16 protein-coding genes are annotated in these 17,424 nt (G+C 60.4%); 14 read left to right on the top strand and 2 right to left on the bottom strand.

All coding sequences use genetic code 11. The features are described 5' to 3' along the window. Positions 1 to 20 precede the first annotated feature (20 nt). From AC1RO0_RS16290 to AC1RO0_RS16355, 14 genes are all read left to right on the top strand, one after another. Positions 21 to 1,199 carry an ABC transporter substrate-binding protein gene (locus AC1RO0_RS16290; protein WP_498593922.1) on the top strand — a complete coding sequence of 393 codons (1,179 nt, stop codon included), beginning with the start codon at positions 21 to 23 and terminating at the stop codon, positions 1,197 to 1,199. Between the two features lie 62 nt (positions 1,200 to 1,261). Then, the gene (locus AC1RO0_RS16295) at positions 1,262 to 2,131 is read left to right on the top strand and encodes an ABC transporter permease (RefSeq protein WP_498593923.1); all 870 of its coding nucleotides are present in this window, start codon (positions 1,262 to 1,264) and stop codon (positions 2,129 to 2,131) included. Continuing rightward, a complete protein-coding gene (locus AC1RO0_RS16300; RefSeq protein WP_498593924.1) occupies positions 2,128 to 2,946 on the top strand; it encodes an ABC transporter permease in 819 nt (272 codons plus the stop codon). The genes AC1RO0_RS16295 and AC1RO0_RS16300 overlap by 4 nt, the downstream gene beginning before the upstream one ends. A gap of 321 nt (positions 2,947 to 3,267) precedes the next feature. Next, positions 3,268 to 4,746 carry a sugar ABC transporter ATP-binding protein gene (locus AC1RO0_RS16305; RefSeq protein WP_498593925.1) on the top strand — a complete coding sequence of 493 codons (1,479 nt, stop codon included), beginning with the start codon at positions 3,268 to 3,270 and terminating at the stop codon, positions 4,744 to 4,746. Between the two features lie 56 nt (positions 4,747 to 4,802). Beyond that, complete coding sequence (locus tag AC1RO0_RS16310) at positions 4,803 to 5,807, top strand: ABC transporter permease (RefSeq protein WP_498593926.1); 1,005 nt, start codon at positions 4,803 to 4,805, stop codon at positions 5,805 to 5,807. An 85-nt stretch (positions 5,808 to 5,892) separates the two neighbouring features. Further along, complete coding sequence (locus tag AC1RO0_RS16315) at positions 5,893 to 6,882, top strand: substrate-binding domain-containing protein (protein ID WP_498593927.1); 990 nt, start codon at positions 5,893 to 5,895, stop codon at positions 6,880 to 6,882. Between the two features lie 60 nt (positions 6,883 to 6,942). Continuing rightward, entirely contained in the window at positions 6,943 to 7,716 is a 774-nt protein-coding gene (locus tag AC1RO0_RS16320) for an SDR family oxidoreductase (RefSeq protein ID WP_498593928.1), read from the top strand. Positions 7,717 to 7,749: 33 nt separating this feature from the next. After that, positions 7,750 to 8,742 (top strand): dihydroxyacetone kinase subunit DhaK, encoded by a 993-nt coding sequence (locus AC1RO0_RS16325; RefSeq protein ID WP_498593929.1) that lies wholly within the window; start codon positions 7,750 to 7,752, stop codon positions 8,740 to 8,742. A gap of 13 nt (positions 8,743 to 8,755) precedes the next feature. Then, positions 8,756 to 9,397 (top strand): dihydroxyacetone kinase subunit DhaL, encoded by a 642-nt coding sequence (gene dhaL, locus AC1RO0_RS16330; protein WP_498593930.1) that lies wholly within the window; start codon positions 8,756 to 8,758, stop codon positions 9,395 to 9,397. 166 nt (positions 9,398 to 9,563) lie between these two features. Continuing rightward, the gene (locus AC1RO0_RS16335) at positions 9,564 to 11,660 is read left to right on the top strand and encodes a bifunctional sugar-binding transcriptional regulator/dihydroxyacetone kinase subunit DhaK (RefSeq protein ID WP_498593931.1); all 2,097 of its coding nucleotides are present in this window, start codon (positions 9,564 to 9,566) and stop codon (positions 11,658 to 11,660) included. Between the two features lie 58 nt (positions 11,661 to 11,718). After that, the gene (gene dhaL, locus AC1RO0_RS16340; protein WP_498593932.1) at positions 11,719 to 12,366 is read left to right on the top strand and encodes a dihydroxyacetone kinase subunit DhaL; all 648 of its coding nucleotides are present in this window, start codon (positions 11,719 to 11,721) and stop codon (positions 12,364 to 12,366) included. A 303-nt stretch (positions 12,367 to 12,669) separates the two neighbouring features. Then, positions 12,670 to 13,764 (top strand): patatin-like phospholipase family protein, encoded by a 1,095-nt coding sequence (locus AC1RO0_RS16345; RefSeq protein ID WP_498593933.1) that lies wholly within the window; start codon positions 12,670 to 12,672, stop codon positions 13,762 to 13,764. Between the two features lie 137 nt (positions 13,765 to 13,901). Further along, complete coding sequence (locus AC1RO0_RS16350) at positions 13,902 to 14,366, top strand: DUF1801 domain-containing protein (RefSeq protein WP_498593934.1); 465 nt, start codon at positions 13,902 to 13,904, stop codon at positions 14,364 to 14,366. Positions 14,367 to 14,625: 259 nt separating this feature from the next. Then, positions 14,626 to 16,161 carry a glycosyltransferase family 39 protein gene (locus AC1RO0_RS16355; protein WP_498593935.1) on the top strand — a complete coding sequence of 512 codons (1,536 nt, stop codon included), beginning with the start codon at positions 14,626 to 14,628 and terminating at the stop codon, positions 16,159 to 16,161. 69 nt (positions 16,162 to 16,230) lie between these two features. Here the strand turns inward: AC1RO0_RS16355 and AC1RO0_RS16360 are convergent, their stop codons facing one another. After that, positions 16,231 to 16,833, bottom strand: coding sequence for a 2-hydroxychromene-2-carboxylate isomerase (locus AC1RO0_RS16360; RefSeq protein ID WP_498593936.1), 603 nt, complete (start codon positions 16,831 to 16,833; stop codon positions 16,231 to 16,233). After that, a complete protein-coding gene (locus AC1RO0_RS16365; protein WP_498593937.1) occupies positions 16,830 to 17,414 on the bottom strand; it encodes a TetR/AcrR family transcriptional regulator in 585 nt (194 codons plus the stop codon). The genes AC1RO0_RS16360 and AC1RO0_RS16365 overlap by 4 nt, the downstream gene beginning before the upstream one ends. Between the last annotated feature and the right edge of the window lie 10 nt (positions 17,415 to 17,424).

A 17,424-nucleotide genomic window follows, 5' to 3' on the forward strand; every position in this document is an offset into this window, starting at 1 on the left:
AGCCACGAAGGGGAGTGACAATGGCAAAGCATGGTAGAATATTTTCATCGGCGCGGCATAGCAATGTGCAAAGGCGCGAGTTTCTGAAGCTTATGGGTGCAGGAAGTGTCGCCCTTTCTGCCGGTAGTCTTGGTTTGACCTCGAGCGCTGCCGCGCAGGATGCCGCGACGGTCGCCTTCTGGGCAACCGCGACGCTCGATATCGGCGACAAATGGAAGGCCTTCGCCACGCAGAACGGTGTTGCTCCCGAGTTCACCGACAACGGCAACGATATCGGCCCCGTGATTGCGCGCCTTGCCGCCGGCAATGCCAATGATCTCTTCGACGTCGGCGGCTTTCAGGGCGGTGCCGAAAAGGAACTCGCGCGCCAGGGTGTCATCATCCCCTGGGATCTGACGAAGATCCCGAACTACGAAAGCGTCTGGCAGTGGGCCAAGGATATTCCTTACCTCAAGCATGACGGCAAGCAGTACAGCATCCCGACGGTCGTCAATGCCGACTCGATCATTTATCGTCCCGACAAGCTCGGCAAGGTCGATAGCTACGGCGTAATCTTCGATCCCAAGCTCAAGGGCCGCGTGGCCATGGAGGATGCCTGGATCAACAGCGCCATCTTCACCGCGATGTATCTGAAGGAAAGCGAAAACAAGCCAATCGTCGAGCCGGGCAATCTGACCGAATCCGAACTCGGCCTGGTCATGGAATTCCTGATCAAGCACAAGAAGGACGGCCAGTTCCGCACCTTCTGGAATGGCTGGGAGCAGGGCGTCCAGCTGGTGGCCGATCAGGAAGTCGACGCCATGACCGGCTGGGAGCCGATCGTCTACGAAGGGCGCAAGCGCGGCCTTCAGGTCGAATATGCAGCGCCCGTCGAAGGCTATGAGGCCTGGGGCAACAATACGGTGCTCCTCAAGGGTGCTGGCGATCGCGGCGTTACCGATGCCGCGCATAAGTTCGTCAACGGCCTGCTCGGCGGGTTCTACGGTTGCGAACTCGGCCAAGCCCGCGGCTATCTGGTGCCGACCGACAACAATCTGACCTATGCCAAGGCCCATCCGGACGAATACAAGCCGGACGAGGTCGCGAAGCTGGCCGAGCATGTCAAGGCCAAGTTTGCCGGCAAGGTCTATTGGCAGAACACCCGGCCGGATAATTTCCAGCTTTACGAAGAGTGGTGGCAGAAGCTGCGCAACGCCTGAGTTATCAATCATGGGCAGCGGCGATTTTTTCGCCGCTGCCATCAGTCCCTTGAAGGCCCAATATGTCCAGAGCACGCCTGCCGATTTCGTCGATGCTGATGGCCCCGCCGTTGCTAGCGATCCTGGCATTCGGGCTGGTGCCCCTGACCATTGTCGTCGTCTGGAGCTTCTGGAGCTGGGATCCGGTGACATACTGGATCAAGCCGGACCTCAGTCTCGTCGGCTATGCCGGCATCCTCGAGGCCGGGCGCTGGACAGTCATCGTCTCGACCTTGATCAAGGCGTTCGGCACGGCGCTGCTATGCCTGCTGATCGCCTATCCGACCGGCTATGCGATCCATTTCCTGGCCGGGCGGCGGCTGAACGTCATTCTCCTGGCGCTGATCACCATACCTTTTTTCACATCCTATCTGATCCGGTCCTTTTCCTGGCGGCTCGTGCTCGGGCGCACCGGAATTATCAACGAATGGCTGCAGGGCATCGGTATCGTCGACGCGCCGCTCGACTGGCTGTTGTTCAGCAATTTCGCCGTTATCGTCGGGTTGGTCGCTTCCTATCTGCCGTTCGCGATCTTCCCGCTGCTCTTGTCCATGCGCCGGGTCGATCCGACCTATCTGGCGGCCGCGCAGGATCTTGGCGCGGGATTCTGGAAAAGCCTGACGACGATCCTTTTGCCGCTGACAAAATCGGGCATTTTCGCCGGTTTCCTGTTCGTCTTCGTCATGGTGGTGGGTTCCTCCACCGAAGTGCAGATGCTGGGCGGGGCGGGCGCATCGATCGTGTCGGTGATGATCAACGACGTCATGCGCGTTGCCAACTATCCGATGGCCTTCGCCATTTCGACCATCGTGCTCGTCGTGATCTTCGGCCTCGTACTGATCGGCAATCGCGTCTTCGGCCTCGCGTCGCTGTTCGAGGACCAGTCACCATGATGTTGCGCGAAGGTCTTGCCAACCGGGTTTTGCTTTGGGCCATCACGATCGCCGGCCTGCTCGTGATCTATGCGCCGCCGCTCTATCTGCTGGCGATCTCGTTCAATCCGGCCCTGCAGCCGGGCTTGCCGAGCCTCTCTCAACTCAGCCTCAAATGGTACGCATCGCTGCCGCAGGAGACGGCACTGATCGGTGCCTTGGAGCAGTCGCTGATCATCGCCACGGTGACGGCGGTTCTCGCGACCCTAATGTCGCTGCTGGCGGCGCTTGCCTATTTCGAATTGCGCTCGCGCCGGACAGCATGGCTTGTGACGGTAATTCTGCCGATGTTCGTGCCGGGTGTGATCCAGGGGCTGGCTCTGTCGGCGGTGTTTGCGCGCGCTGGCGTCAAGGCATCGATGCTGACGGTCATCGCGGGCCATTTGCTATGGGCCATGCCGTTCGCCTTCATCGTCATCCTGACGAGTTTTGCGGCCGTGCGGCGATCCTATCTCGTTGCGGCGGCCGATCTGGGGGCGGACTGGTGGCATCGGTTTTTCGATATCATCCTTCCGCTGATCCGCCCCGGCTTGATCAGCGCTTTCATCTTTTCCTTCCTTCTGTCGCTCAACGAGTTCACGCGCGCCTTCTATCTGGCGGGACGGCAGAACACACTGCCGGTGGTGCTGTTCGGCAAGATGAACTCCGGCGCGTCGCCGGTGATCTACGCCATGTCCGGCGCCATCTTCCTGATCTCGGTCCTGTGCGTCGCACTGATTGCGCTCCGCTTCCTATGGCAGGCCCGGATAGAGGATTCTGCGCAGCGCAGCGGCTGAGTTTGCCAGCACCTGGCGGGTGCTGAGGCTCCCATAGCGGTTCGCCAAAAACAGTAAGCCGCGACCACTTCTCCATCGATAGCTCTATCGCCCTGACCTTCGAATTCTCGGCATGATCCCGCTTGGCTTGTCTCTCACAAGGGCTGCATTCCCATGTGAGCGAAGGCTCTTTCGTGCGATCGGCGCCCGACATATCGCATCTTCATTTGGTAACTTGACATTTGTCGATACTGAGTCGAATAATGTCAAAATAAGCCAACCGAGGAGGCGATGGGTATCTCTGGACTCCATGCGTCGGGTTGCGCTTGAGGAGGCGAAGTCGTGGAATTCCTGCTTGAGGTAGATGGGCTCCAGAAGTCCTTTGGTGGTGTCGCGGCATTGCGCGATGGCCGCTTTCAGCTGCGGGCGGGCTCCGTTCACGCGTTGTGCGGCGGCAATGGCGCCGGCAAGTCGACCTTCCTCAAAATCCTGATGGGTATTCATGCGCGGGATGCAGGCCTGATCCGCCGTCGCGGCAAGGAGGTCGATTATGCAAGCCCCGCGGAAGCGCTGGCGGCCGGCATTGCCATCATCGAGCAGGAGCTTAGCCCTATCCCGCACATGACCGTGGCTGAAAACATCTATCTCGGCCGTGAGCCGTCGGCCCGCTTTGGCGGCATCGATTTCAAGACGATGAACCGTGGCGCTCAGGCCCTCCTCGATCGGCTGGAGTTCAATATCCGCGCCACGCAATTCATGATGAACCTCTCCGTCGCGCAGGTGCAGTTGGTGGAGATCGCCAAGGCGCTCAGTCATGATGCGGAAGTGATCTTCATGGATGAGCCGACCTCCGCCATCGGCGAAAAGGAGGCGCAGCATCTGTTTGCGGCGATCGGGCGACTGAAGGCCGAAGGCAAAGGCATCGTCTATGTCTCGCACAGGCTGTCGGAGATCTTTCAGATCGCCGATTCCTACACGGCGTTCCGTGACGGATCCTATGTCGGTAGCGGCGCCATCGCCGATATCGACAGGGCAGGCCTGATCAGCATGATCGTGGGCCGTGAACTCGGCGAGGAATATATTAAGACCAACACGCCGACCGCGACTGCCGGCTTCGAAGTCTCCGGCCTGACCGCTCCCGGCAAGATCGACGATATCTCCTTTGTGGCGCACAAGGGGGAAATCTTCGGCATCTACGGTCTGATGGGCTCCGGGCGAACCGAGATTTTCGACTGCATATTCGGCCTCGATGCACCGACGAGCGGCAATATGAAGCTTGCCGGACAATCCATATCGGTCAGAAAGCCGGCCGAGGCGATGCAGTATGGCATCGCTTTCGTGACCGAGGATCGCAAGCTGACGGGGCTCAATCTCAGCGACAGCGTTCGCAACAATATCTGCCTGGCCAGCCTGCCGGAAATGAGCCCGCAATTTTCGATGGACCGCCGCGCGGAAGCCGCCGCCAGTGCGGCGATGATCGAGCGCTTCGGTATCAAGGCGGCGCGCGACAGCATGGCGGTTTCGGGCCTGTCTGGCGGCAACCAGCAGAAAGTCGTGCTTGGCAAATGGTTCCTGCGCAAGCCGAAGGTGCTGTTGCTGGACGAGCCGACCCGCGGCGTCGATGTCGGCGCCAAGCGCGAGATCTACCGCATTATCTGCGACTTCGCCGCCGAAGGCGGCACGGTCATCATGATCTCGTCCGAGATCGATGAGGTTCTCGGCATGTCCGACCGCATCCTGGTGATGCGTCAGGGGCGCTCCGCCGGGATCCTTGAACGGAAAGAGGCCGACGCACAAGCGCTCGTCCACCTGTCGACATGACCGCGACAGGTAACGACGAGCGACAGGGTCGCGTCCGGCAACAAGAGGTGTTTCATATGTCCGCCACAGACAATAATCGGTCCAGCGCATGGTTCAGTTCGGATCGGCGCCGGGTGATCATGCAGGAATACGGGATCTTCCTGGCATTCCTGCTGCTCGCCATCATTCTGTCCGTTTCGAACGAATATTTCCTGACGCCGGGCAACATATCGAATGTGCTGTTGCAGACCTCGATCAACGGCGTCCTGGCGATCGGCATGACCTTCGTCATCCTGACGCGGGGCATCGATCTCTCAGTCGGCTCCGTGGTCGCGCTCACCGGCATCATCAGCGCGAGCTTTGCGACGACCTCCGCGACGGCGGGCATTGTGGGCGCACCCTATCCGCCCTATGTGGCGCTCGCCGTCGGGTTGCTGGTCGGTGTCGCCTGCGGTGCGGTGGTGGGATTAATCGTCTCGCGCTTCGCCGTTCCGGCCTTTGTCGCAACGCTCGGCATGCTTTCCGCGGCCCGCGGCCTGACGCTCATCTATGGCGGCGGCAAGCCGGTTCCGGCACTCACCCCCGATTTCCGTTGGATCGGCACCGGGACGGTTTTCTCCATCCCGATGCCTGTGATCCTGCTTGCCATCGTCTTCGCGGTTTCCTGGTGGGTGCTCAATCGCACGCGATTTGGCCGGTATATCTATGCCGTCGGCGGCAATCCGCATGCGGCCAACACATCGGGCATCAACGTCACCCGGCTGCGCTTCCTCGTCTATGTGATTTCCGGCGGTCTTGCCGGTCTTGCGGGCATGATCCTCTCCGCACGCACCGGCTCCGCGTTGCCACAGGCCGGCATTGCCTATGAGCTCGATGCAATCGCGGCCGTCGTTATCGGGGGCACCAGCCTCTCGGGCGGTGTCGGGCGCATCACCGGCACGCTCATCGGAGCGCTGATCATTGGCGTGATGAACAACGGCCTCGATCTGATGGGGATCCAGTCCTACTACCAGCAGGTCCTCAAGGGTGCGCTCATCGTGGGGGCGGTGATGCTCGACCAGAAACGAAATCTGGGCGCTTGAGCCCGAAGACATTCGGGTGCCGCGCACCCGGAAACCAAACGGCGCGCCAGAATGGTCGCCGGAATTCCAACGGAGGAGATTTACAATGAAGAAATTACTGATTGCGCTTGCCGCCGCAACTGCGCTGCTGGCTTCACCGTCCCTGGCGCAGGACAAGAAATTGAAGATTGGCGCTGCCCCTTACGGCCTCAACGCCGAGTTCATGCAGATCTGGTCGGCCGCGCTCCAGCAGCATCCCGCCGTCAAGAGCGGCGAAGTCGAGCTGACGATCTTCGATGGCCGTTACGACGCTCTCGTTCAGCAGGAGCAGTTCAACACGATGATCACGCAGAAGTTCGACGCTATCATCTTCGCGCCGATCGATATCGACGCGGGCGCGACGGCGGTTCAGGCGGCGCATGATGCCGGCATCCCGGTCGTGGGCTCCAATACAAGGGTGAATTCCGACCTGCTGTCCGCCTATGTCGGTTCCGACGACAAGGTTTCCGGCTACATGGAAGCCAAGACCGTACTCGACAAGATAGGTTGCAAGGGCAATGTCGTGATCCTCGAAGGCCCGATTGGCCAGTCGGCGCAGATTTCCCGCCTTGAAGGCAACAAGAAGGCGCTTGCCGAGTGCCCCAACGTGAAGGTCATCGAGGACCAGACCGCGAACTGGTCGCGTGCCGAGGCACAGACGCTGATGGAAAATTGGCTGACGTCGCATCCGGGAGAGATCAACGGCGTGATCGGCCAGAACGATGAAATGGCGCTCGGCGCGATCGAGGCGATCAAGGCGGCAAAGCTCAATGTCGGCGATTTCGCCATCGCAGGCATCGATGGCATCACTGATGCGCTTCATGCCGTCAAGCAGGGCACCATGACGTCCATCCTGCAGGACGCCACCGCACAGGCGCAGGGTGCGCTGGATCTGGCGATCTTCAACGCCAAGAAGGGCAACTACAAGCCGGAATCCCCGATCTGGGCCGAGTATCCGCAAATGCCGTTCAACGACGGCAAGGACAAGAACTACAATGTTCCGTGGACCCCGGTGACCACAGAGAACGTCGATAAGTTGCTTGAAACCCGTAAGTGAAATCGATCCGGTGGGGCGAAAGCTTCGCCCCACCCTCCACCCTATCGAGGCTTGAACAAGATGACCGATAAAGCTCCAGACATTGATTTGAATTTCCAGCTCTCCGGCAAAGTCGCCGTCGTGACAGGCGGCGGATCCGGGATTGGCGCCGCGGTGGCCGCCGCCTTTGCCTCGAAGGGCGCAAAAGTCGCAGTTCTGGACATCAACACGGATATTGCCAGCACAAAAGCTGCCGAACTCGGCGGCGATGCCAAGCCGTTCGCCTGTGATGTTGCAGATGCAGCCTCTGTCAACAAGGCGATCGCCGATGTCCTGTCGCACTTCGGCCATATCGATATCGCGGTGAACAGCGCCGGCGTCGTCTTTCTCGCACCGGCTGAAGACCTGTCGCAGGATCACTGGGATAAGACCATTAATATCAACCTCAAAGGCACCTTCCTGGTGACCCAGGCGGTTGGCCGGGCGATGATCGCCGCCGGCAGGGGCGGCAAGATCATCAACCTCGCCTCGCAGGCCGGCACCGTCGCGATCGAGGAGCACGTCGCCTATTGCGCCTCCAAATTCGGCGTCATCGGCATGTCCAAGACCTTTGCCGCCGAATGGGGCAAGCACGGCATCTGCGTCAACACCATTTCCCCGACCATCGTCCTGACCGAACTCGGCAAAAAGGCCTGGTCCGGGGAAAAGGGCGAGGCGGCGAAAAAGCGCATTCCCGTGGGCCGTTTCGCATTCCCGGAGGAGATCGCGGCGGCGGCCGTTTTCCTCTCCTCGTCGGGAGCAGACATGATCAATGGCGCCGATCTCTTGATCGATGGCGGCTACACAATTCTCTGAGCGCAGGCGCTCGGGCATCCTACAGGAGACATTATGCAACGGTTCATCAACAATCCCGATGAAGTCGTCGAAGACACCGTAAAGGGCTTCGTCAAGGCGCATTCGGGGACCGTACGCCTTGCCGAAAATCCGCGCGTCGTCGTCGCGAAGAACGCGCCCCATGCCGGCAAGGTCGGCGTCATCACCGGCGGCGGTTCCGGTCATGAGCCCGCCTTCATCGGCTATGCCGGCAAGAATATGCTCGACGCCGTCGCTGTCGGTGAGCTCTTCTCTTCGCCGACGGCCAAGAGCTTCTACGACGCCGCTCGCGAAGCCAATGGCGGTCGCGGCGTGATCTGCCTTTATGGCAACTACGCGGGCGACAACATGAACGTGAAGATGGCGATCAAGCTCGCAGCCAAGGACGGCATCGAGGTTGCGACCGTCGTTGCCAATGACGATGTCTGCTCGGCTCCTCCGGAGGAACGTGAGAAGCGTCGTGGTGTCGCCGGCGAAATCTTCATGTGGAAGATCGGCAGCGCCAAGGCGTCGACGGGCGCCAGCCTCGAAGAAGTGCGGGCCATGTCCCAGAAGGCGATCGACAATTGCCGTTCCGTCGGCATCGGTCTCGGCCCCTGTACGCTGCCGGCCGTTGGGCATCCGAATTTCAAGATCGAGCCCGGCACGATGGAAGTCGGTATCGGTCACCATGGGGAGCCGGGGGTTCGCGTGGAACCGCTGAAAACGGCCGAGGAAATCGCCAAAACCATGAGCCAGATCGTTCTGGACGATCACAATCTCGCCGCCGGCACCGAGGTGGCGGTCCTGGTGTCGGGTCTCGGCGCGACGCCTGTCAACGAGCTCTACATTCTGAACGACACGATAGAAACGCAGATCACCGCGCGCGGCCTCAAGATCTACAAGACCTATGTCGGCAACTATTTCACCTCGCTCGAGATGGTCGGCGCGACACTGACGGTGCTGGCTCTCGACGACGAGATGAAAGAGCTTCTCGACGTCGAAGTCCAATGCACGACGTTGCTTTGAGGGAGACAGGTGCATGCAGACATTTAGCAACGCAACGGCTGGCGATATCGTCCTGGCAATGGCCGACCGGATCGTCGAAAATCGTGCCTATCTCAGCGAGATCGACGGCAAGATCGGCGATGGAGACCACGGCGTCAACATGGCCAAGGGCTTCGGCATGGCCGCGGAGCGCATGAAGGGCAAGTATCTGTCGCTTGCCGCATCGCTCGATACGCTGGGCACCGTCCTGATGACCGAGATCGGCGGCTCGATGGGGCCGCTCTACGGTGTGATGTTCATCGAGTTTGCCGAGAAGCTGGAGGGTGTCGACGCCATAGACAGCGCAACCTATAGTCGGATGCTGCATGCGGGCCTTGAAGGCATCCAGGCAATCGGTTCGGCGAAGGTCGGCGACAAGACGCTCCTCGACACGCTTGTTCCGGCGATCGAAGCCTTCGATGGCGCGATTGCCGCCGGCAAGTCGTTTGTCGACGCGCTCGATGCGCTGGTGGCGGCGGCCGAAGCTGGTCGGGATTCGACGCTCAATCTGGTGGCGAAGATCGGTCGTGCGAGCCGTCTTGGCGAACGCTCGCTGGGCGTGCTGGATGCCGGGGCTACCTCCTGCGCGATCATATTGAAAGAACTCTCTTTCGGAGCGCGCGATCGGCTTCAATAGGCTTCGTGATCTCAAGGGCTCTGTGCGCCCACAGATGGACCTCCCAAGGCTGCGCGATCCCTTTATTGTCGAAGGGGTCGCGCGCCGCCCCTTTCTCTGAAGAAGCATTTGCAAACATGCTCTATTGCTTCCATCTTCGGACGACAAAAGGGAACCGCGGACAGTCATGACAGGCAAGACATCTTCAGTCGGAAAAACCGGTGTAGGCAAGGCGGGCGTGCCGGAAACATCCGACGCCATGCCGCTGCGCTACGGCGACGATCCTTACGTCTGGGCCTGCTGGCTCTACTATGAGGATGGCAGGACGCAGGGCGATATCGCCGAGATCATGGGTATTTCCCGCGCGACGGTGAACAGCTATCTGGCCGATGCGCGCAGCCGCGGGATCGTGAATATCTCCCTTGAGCCTTCACGGCTGAGTTCGCTGTCTATCGCCATGGAATTGAAACGCCATTTCGGCCTGCATGACTGTCTGGTCGTCCCCAGCGACGACGGAACGCGGCCGTTGATCGATCGTCTCGGGACGGCGGGCGCCCAGGCGATCGCCAAGCTCTTGAAATCGGGTGATACGCTGGCTGTCGCCTGGGGGCGAACGGTCCTGGCGATCGCCGAGCAGGCGTCCGTACCCAATCTCCAGGATGTTACCATCGTCCAGGCGACCGGCGGCACGCGGGCGCGCTTTGCCTATACGCCGGAACTCTGCGCGGCGGCTTTTGCCAATGCGGTCGGCGGAAAGCTGATTAATATCACCGCGCCGGCCATCGTCTCGACCGGAGAGGTGCGCGACATCCTGCTGCGCGAACCACTGGTGGAAGACCAGTTCGCCACGCTTTCCAAAGCCAACAAGGCGCTGTTCGGCATTTCGTCGCTGCGCCCGAATTCGACAATCCATAGCAGCGGATTCTTTGAATCCGTCTCGCTCCAGGACTATCTGGCGAAGAACGCCGTCGGGGTCGTCGCCGGCCGCTTCATCGATCCGAAGGGAGAGCCGGTTGCCGGTCCACTCGATGACCGGACCATCGGCATATCCCTCGATATGCTGAAGGCGATCGGGCTGCGCATCGCGGTTGCGGGTGGTTTTGACAAGGTGCCTGCAATCCTTGCGGCGTTGCGCGGCGGCTATATCAATGTCCTGATCACCGATGCTGCCACCGGCCGGGGTATCCTCAACGCCGATGGCGTGACGGAAATCGATCAGAAGATTTCGCAGCGCGTCCGAACGGACAATACCGTAGCCCTGCCCAGCAGCTTTCGCACCCATATCAAGAAGTTCCTGAACAATCCCGATGACGTCGTCGACGAGATGCTCGACGGCATCGTGAAGGCGCATGCCGGTCACGTCGCGCCCATCAAAGGCTCCAACCGGGCGCTTGTTGCCCGAACAGGACCAAGGCCGGGGAAGGTCGGGCTTGTCATCGGCGGCGGCACCGGCCATGAACCCTGCTTCGTCGGCTATGTCGGTAAGGGCCTCGCCGATGCGGTTGCCGTCGGCAACATCTTTTCGTCGCCGCCGCCCACACCGATCCTTCAATGCGCCAGGGCGGCATCCGGCGGCAAGGGCGTGCTTTTCGTCTATGGCAACTATGCCGGCGACGTGATGAACTTCGAGATGGCGGCCGAGATGGCGCAGGACGAACGGATTGATGTCCGTACCATCCTCACCACGGATGACATCGCTTCCTCTCCGGTGGAGGACAGGGAAGGCCGTCGCGGTGTTGCCGGAAACTTCTTCATTTTCAAGATCGCGGGAGCCGCTTGTGATCGAGGACTGTCGCTCGATGCCTGCGAGGCCGCGACGCGCAAGGCCAATGATCGAACCTATACGATGGGCGTGGCGCTGGAACCCTGCTCGCTGCCCCAGACGCGGCGGCACAATTTCGAGATCGGTCCCGATGATATCGAGTTCGGCATGGGCATCCACGGCGAGCGCGGCGTCATACGCGAGAAGATGATGACCGCGGATGAGATTACCGACCGGGTGATGGACCGCATTTTCGCGGAAATGAAGCCGGCGCCCGGTGACCGTGTCGCCGTGCTGATCAATTCCTTCGGTGCAACGCCGCTGATGGAGCTCTACATCCTGTTCCGGCGCGTCGAACAGCGGCTGAGCGCGAAGGACATCAGGATAGAAGCGAGCTGGGTGGGGCATTACTGCACGTCGCTCGACATGGTCGGCGCGTCCATATCGATTTTGCATCTCGATCACGAATTGACCGAGCTGTTGTACCATCCTTGCGATACCGCCGCTTTGAAGGTGGGATGAAGATACGAGACGCGCGCCGGAGAAAACCGGCGGCGATCTCCTGACTGGGAGGAAGATTATGCCGGAAAACGCGGCGCGACGTTTGAGCAGCATGTTTCAGCGCATATCCATAGCGATCACCGCGGAGAAGGACCACCTCTCGGAGCTCGACGGTGCGATCGGAGATGCCGACCACGGGATCACCATGGCGCTCGGCTTCATGGCCGTGAATGCCGCGCTGGCAAAGCTGGATCTTGAGCAAGCGCTGCCTTCGGAGATCTTTACGGTTGCAGCCTCGGCTTTTCTCGACGCCGTCGGCGCCTCCACCGGCCCGCTCTATGCGACGGCCTTCCGAAGAGCGGCGCAAGCCCTCAAGCAGGATGAATCCCTTTCGGTCGCTGGCCAGGTTGCAATCGTCGAAGCGATGACGGCCGGGATAAAAGAGCGCGGCAAGGGCCAGCGCGGCGACAAGACCATGCTGGACGCCTGGATTCCCGCAACGGAAGCAGCCGTCAATGCGCGGACGAAGCAATGCGGAACCCGGGAACTCTGGAACAGCATCGTGGAGGCTGCGGAAACCGGCGCGACTTCGACCCGCTCGATGATTGCCGCGCGCGGCAGGGCGGCGAGGCTGGGAGAGCGTTCGCTGGGCCACGTCGACCCAGGCGCGGCATCTGCCGTGATCATCCTGCGCGCCATGGGGGATAGTTTTTCCTCGAGCAGCTGACCTGGCGGGTCATTTTGACCAGCGCCGGCTTGCCGAGTTTGGCCACGGTTTGGTCACACGGCATTCACCCATGGAAATATGCGGAACATATCCGCGCCAACAGCCGGCGCTAGAGAGCGGTTCACACATAACGCGACAGCTTTCCCCGGAGTATCCGCGTTGCCGAACCGCGACCAAGCCTATTACAGGCATCTTTGCTTGTTGATCATCCTGCTTCTTCCCCTTGCAGGCTGCGTGACCACATCTCGCCCGCAATACCGTGCCGACCAATCCTCCTCAGCGGAGGTTCCCGGGTTTCCGGGAGTGAGATCGTATCTCGACGAAGGCTCCAAGTCCTGGGAAGAGGCCTTTGACTGGCAACCTGCCGCCGCACAAGGAGACGTCAACTACCTGATGATCTCGGGGGGCGGGGCTGGGGGTGCCTTTAGTGCAGGCGTGCTATCGGCATGGACGAAGACAGGCAAACGCCCGCGCTTCGACATCGTTAGCGGCGTCAGCACCGGCGCGCTCATCGCTCCCTTCGCCTTTCTTGGATCATCCTATGACGATCTGATCGACCGGCTCTACACCAGCGGCGTTGCAAAGAACCTCGTCGATCGCAGGCTGCTGCCAAATCAGATGCTCGGGAAGAGCCTTCTGCGCGGACGGACGCTTCGCAGCATGGTGGATCAGTACATCACGCAGGACGTCCTCGACGCGGTTGCGAGAGAGCATCGAAACGGGCGCCGGCTCCTGGTTCTCACCTCCAATCTCGACTCGCAAAGAGCGGTGGTCTGGAATATGGGCGCGATCGCTGTAAGCGACCGGCCGGGTGCCCTTCAGCTATTCCGGGACGTGCTTGTCGCCTCCGCAAGCATTCCCGGCGTATATCCGCCAGTGTTGATCAAGGCGCAGGCGGGAGACCGGCATTTTCAGGAGCTCCATTCCGACGGCGGCTCTTCCTCGCAAATTCTCACCTTCCCGAGCACGGTGCTGGCGTCGGCATCCCGCGCGCCTCGGCCGAAGTCTCGGAAACTCAATATTTTCGTGCTCGTCAACAATGCGCTCATGCCCGAATTTTCCAACACCTCGGAGCGGACCTTGCCCGTCATGGCGCGGGCATATGCCACGCTCATCAAGGCACAGGAACGCGATGCGTTGATGGCGCTATACGGCTGGGCACGCCGAACCGGCGCGACATTTCACGTTGCGTCGATCGATTGCCAAATTCCCTATGACATCGCCGACCCCTTCAACGATCGTTATATGCGGACGGTATTCACTCTGGGTGCGCGCGAGACATTGAACGGAACCCTTTGGAACGACGTTCCGCTCTTTACCACCGCCACGTCGAATCCCGAGTGCCAATCGGTGCCCTCGCCATCGGTCGCGATGGCCGCTCAGGCCTCGTCCAATTGATGCTTGGCAAAGCAAGGCATGAGGGTAAAGGCTAAGTTCCGGACACTCCTCGAGAGAGATGTTGATCCGGTCGGGAGTTGATCGGCAGACTCTGCTGTGGTTCAGTCGCCAAGTGTCTTGGCGAGGAGAACGTAGCGATGAGGAAAGCGACGGGGGCCACGGAGAACAGCGATCCGAAGGAAGGCGAGGGCGGCGGCTCTCCCTCTCAATTGATCGATGCGAGGATAGAGGAGCTGGGCGATTGGCGGGGCGATATGCTCGCCCGGGTGCGAGCGCTCATCCAGCAGGCCGACCCCGAAGTGGTCGAGGAGTGGAAGTGGAAAGGCGTTCCGGTGTGGTCGCACGACGGGATCATCTGCACCGGTGAGACCTACAAGACTGTGGTGAAGATGACCTTTGCCAAGGGGGCTTCATTGCAGGATCCTTCAGGCCTCTTCAATGCCAGCCTCGAAGGCAATACCAGGCGTGCCATCGATTTCGAGGAGGGCGCTACGATTGATGAAGGGGCGTTGAAGGCGCTCATTCGCGCCGCCGTGGCCCTGAATGCGTCGGTGCTAGCTACCGCTCGCGCTCGTTCCCGCAAGAGTCCGAAGAGTGCTTGACGAGCGTCGTGAGATGACTGCAATTCGTCACCCTCTATGCCCGATGGCGATATAGCGAGCGGCAATAGACCTCTTCAGACAATGGGCATGCGCGGTCGAAAGCCGAGGGCTGACGCGGGTGCTCTGCGGCCGCCCCCGTCAGTTTTCCCCTGCTATAGCCTTTGCCTTCGTCAAGGTGACACACTATACCGCTTACCTAAATAAGGCGCGGGTGTATGCCGTCGTCACTCGCGAGATTTTTCCACCAGAAGGAAAAACGATGGATAGCGTTGAGGGCGGCGAGCGTTCCGCCAAGTTGGGGTTGTTTTCCGATCTGCGATGGGTGCCATGGGCTCTCGCCGCCTATTTCCTCGTCCAGGCCATCGTTCGCATCGCGTTGCCGAATTCGTTGCGCGTCGATGAGGCGCAACAATTCGTCGTCGCGCAATGGCTTGACTGGGGCTATGACGCCCAGCCACCTCTTTACAACTGGATTCAGCAAGGCGTGTTCGCCGTTTTCGGCACCACATTGGCGTCGCTGGTGCTTTTGAAGAATGTTCTGCTTTTCCTGGTTTACTACACCTACCACCGGCTGGCCCGATTGCTGCTCGCCGACAAGGGGCTGGCGGCCATCGCTACCCTGTCGCTGCTGACGATGCCGCAGATGTTCTGGCAGGCGCAGCGGGACCTGACCCATACGGTCGGAACGCTGCTGGCAATCTGCCTGTTTCTGCACAGCGTCGTCTCGACGTTGCGAAAGCCCAGCTTCATATCCTACGCCTCGATGGGGGTGTGGGTCGGCGTGGGGATGCTGACGAAATACAATTTCGTCCTGATCGTCCTTGCCACTTTCGTCGCCGTCCTCAGGCATCCCGATGGGCTGAAGAGAGTTCTCGACAAGCGGCTGCTGCTGACGATCCTGTTGGCGATCCTCGTCTTCCTGCCCCACGGCCTCTGGATGACCTCGCATATAAGTGCGGTCATCGATCAGACCACGCGGACCATGTCCGAACAGGGAGAGGGCGGTAAGCTTTCCGACATTGGAAATGGGCTCAAGGAGTTGTTCGAGACCGGTATCGTCATTCTTTTGCCGACGGCCGTCATCTTCCTCATCTTTTTCCGCAAGGCGTTCCTGCGGAGTTTTCGTGCAAGAAGCGAATGGTCGGATTTCGTGGGCACGATTCTCGCCGCGACGCTTGCCATACTGTTGTTGATGATCCTGGTGGTTACGCTGACGGAATTCCGCGATCGCTGGCTGCTGCCATTCCTGTTCCTGGCGCCGCTTTATTTCTGCCTGAAACTGGAGGCATCGGGGGTTGGATCCGCTGAGGTGTTCCGGAAGTTTCTGTATGTGCCGCTCACGATGATGGTGGCGCTGCCGCTCATCATCGCGGGAAGCGTGCTCGTTCCAAAACTCTTCGGCTCCTATGAGCATCTGAATACGCCCTACACCCCGTTTCTCGAGCAGGTCGTCGCGGTCGAGGGACGAAAGCCGGCGGCGGTGGTGACAACGACGTGGCAGAAAGCCGGCAATGTCCGCATCAACATGCCGGATACGCCCGTCATCTCGATTGCTTACCCCCTGTTCGACATCGATCACGCCAGCATTGGCCATCAGCCTCTGCTGCTGGTCTGGAACGAACGGGACGGCAAGTCGTCGACCATGCCCGTCTCGCTTACGGCGTGGTTGAAAGAGAAATACGGAGAGGCGCTGTCCAATCCGGAACAGCACGACATGGCCGTGCCTTACTATTACGGCCGCGAACCCGACCGCTATCATTTTGGCTATGCCTGGGTCTATCCAAACGGGAAATAGCAGGCTGGCGGTGATATGCCGGCCACTTCGTCGAGACGAAAGTGGCCGGGGAAGCGCGGGAGTTTCGTGTCAGGCGATCAGCTTCTCGCCGCTCAGGTGGCGCTCCAGGAAGGGCAGGCTGTCCTGTCCCCAATAGAGTTCGCCGTCATAGCGGAAAGTGGGAAAGCCGAAGACGCCGGCAGCCTTTGCGATGTCATAGTTCGAACGCCAGAGTTCCTGCACGTCGCTTTGCTGCGCCCGTGCCTCGAGTGCCGCCCCATCGAAGCCTGCGGCCTCAGTGATTGCCTTGCGAACATCAGCATTGCCGATATCCTCGGCGCGGGACCAGAAGGCCTCCTGCAGGGCCTTGGTCAATCCGATCCAGTCCTTGCCGTCGAGCTGTGCGGCAATCACCATCAGACCCGCGGGCGTCGGATCGGAAAGGCCGGTCCTGTTGTCCAGATCGAGGCTTTTGCCGCGCAGCGTCGCCCAGCGCTTCAGGTCCTTGAACCAATAGGCGCGTCGCGGCTCCGGTCGGTTGCGCGAAAAGATCGCGCCGTTTTCTTCGACCAGGGGGATGACATAGGGTCGGATGTCCGCGCCGAAGCGCGCGGCAAGCGCCGTGAAGGGTTCGAGCCCGATAAAGGCCCAGGGGGAGCCGATGCCGAAGAAATAGTCGATCGTCTTTGTCATTTTCCATTCCTGCTTTGAAGTCCACGGGACACCGCTGCCCCGTCAAAAACCGTCAATGCGCAATCCCTGGCGACCAGCACCGCATTCGGATCGCGGTCGACGGCAACCGTGGCAAGCGCCCCTTCATAAAGAAGCGCAAGATGCGCAGCCGGTTGTTCCGATATTGCTCCGGCGCGCAGCATGATCGATTTGAAAATCGCGCGCACGGCGCTCTTGTGTTCGCGGGCGACGAAAACCACACGCTCGGAATCGCCGTGTTCGGCGACCGCCAGCGCAAAGGCGCATCCCCGGAATTCCGGGCTGTCGGCCTTTTCGAAGAGCCTGTCGAAGATGGTGGCCAGCTGATCCCTGGGCTCTCCGATGGTTCTCGTCACCTCATCAAGCGAGTTCATCACACGGTCGTGGCGCTGGCTCAGATAGGCGGCGACCAGATGATCCTTGGAGGGAAAGTGACGATAGAGGGTCGCCTTGGCGATGCTGGCCTCTTCGACGATCCTGTCGATGCCGACGGCGCGGATGCCCTCCTTGTAGAAGAGCGCTCCGGCGACATTCACGATCTGCTCGGATATGGACGTTGTCATGATGCTATGG

This window comes from Rhizobium sp. GW821-FHT14E12, from assembly GCF_058803745.1.

Coding starts and splice junctions, on each gene's coding strand:
- AC1RO0_RS16355 (WP_498593935.1), top strand. CDS start 14,626: ATGGATAGCGTTGAGGGCGGCGAGCGTTCCGCCAAGTTGGGGTTGTTT.
- AC1RO0_RS16365 (WP_498593937.1), bottom strand. CDS start 17,414: ATGACAACGTCCATATCCGAGCAGATCGTGAATGTCGCCGGAGCGCTC.
- AC1RO0_RS16310 (WP_498593926.1), top strand. CDS start 4,803: ATGTCCGCCACAGACAATAATCGGTCCAGCGCATGGTTCAGTTCGGAT.
- AC1RO0_RS16315 (WP_498593927.1), top strand. CDS start 5,893: ATGAAGAAATTACTGATTGCGCTTGCCGCCGCAACTGCGCTGCTGGCT.
- dhaL (WP_498593932.1), top strand. CDS start 11,719: ATGCCGGAAAACGCGGCGCGACGTTTGAGCAGCATGTTTCAGCGCATA.
- AC1RO0_RS16360 (WP_498593936.1), bottom strand. CDS start 16,833: ATGACAAAGACGATCGACTATTTCTTCGGCATCGGCTCCCCCTGGGCC.
- AC1RO0_RS16290 (WP_498593922.1), top strand. CDS start 21: ATGGCAAAGCATGGTAGAATATTTTCATCGGCGCGGCATAGCAATGTG.
- AC1RO0_RS16300 (WP_498593924.1), top strand. CDS start 2,128: ATGATGTTGCGCGAAGGTCTTGCCAACCGGGTTTTGCTTTGGGCCATC.
- AC1RO0_RS16320 (WP_498593928.1), top strand. CDS start 6,943: ATGACCGATAAAGCTCCAGACATTGATTTGAATTTCCAGCTCTCCGGC.
- dhaL (WP_498593930.1), top strand. CDS start 8,756: ATGCAGACATTTAGCAACGCAACGGCTGGCGATATCGTCCTGGCAATG.
- AC1RO0_RS16325 (WP_498593929.1), top strand. CDS start 7,750: ATGCAACGGTTCATCAACAATCCCGATGAAGTCGTCGAAGACACCGTA.
- AC1RO0_RS16335 (WP_498593931.1), top strand. CDS start 9,564: ATGACAGGCAAGACATCTTCAGTCGGAAAAACCGGTGTAGGCAAGGCG.
- AC1RO0_RS16350 (WP_498593934.1), top strand. CDS start 13,902: ATGAGGAAAGCGACGGGGGCCACGGAGAACAGCGATCCGAAGGAAGGC.
- AC1RO0_RS16295 (WP_498593923.1), top strand. CDS start 1,262: ATGTCCAGAGCACGCCTGCCGATTTCGTCGATGCTGATGGCCCCGCCG.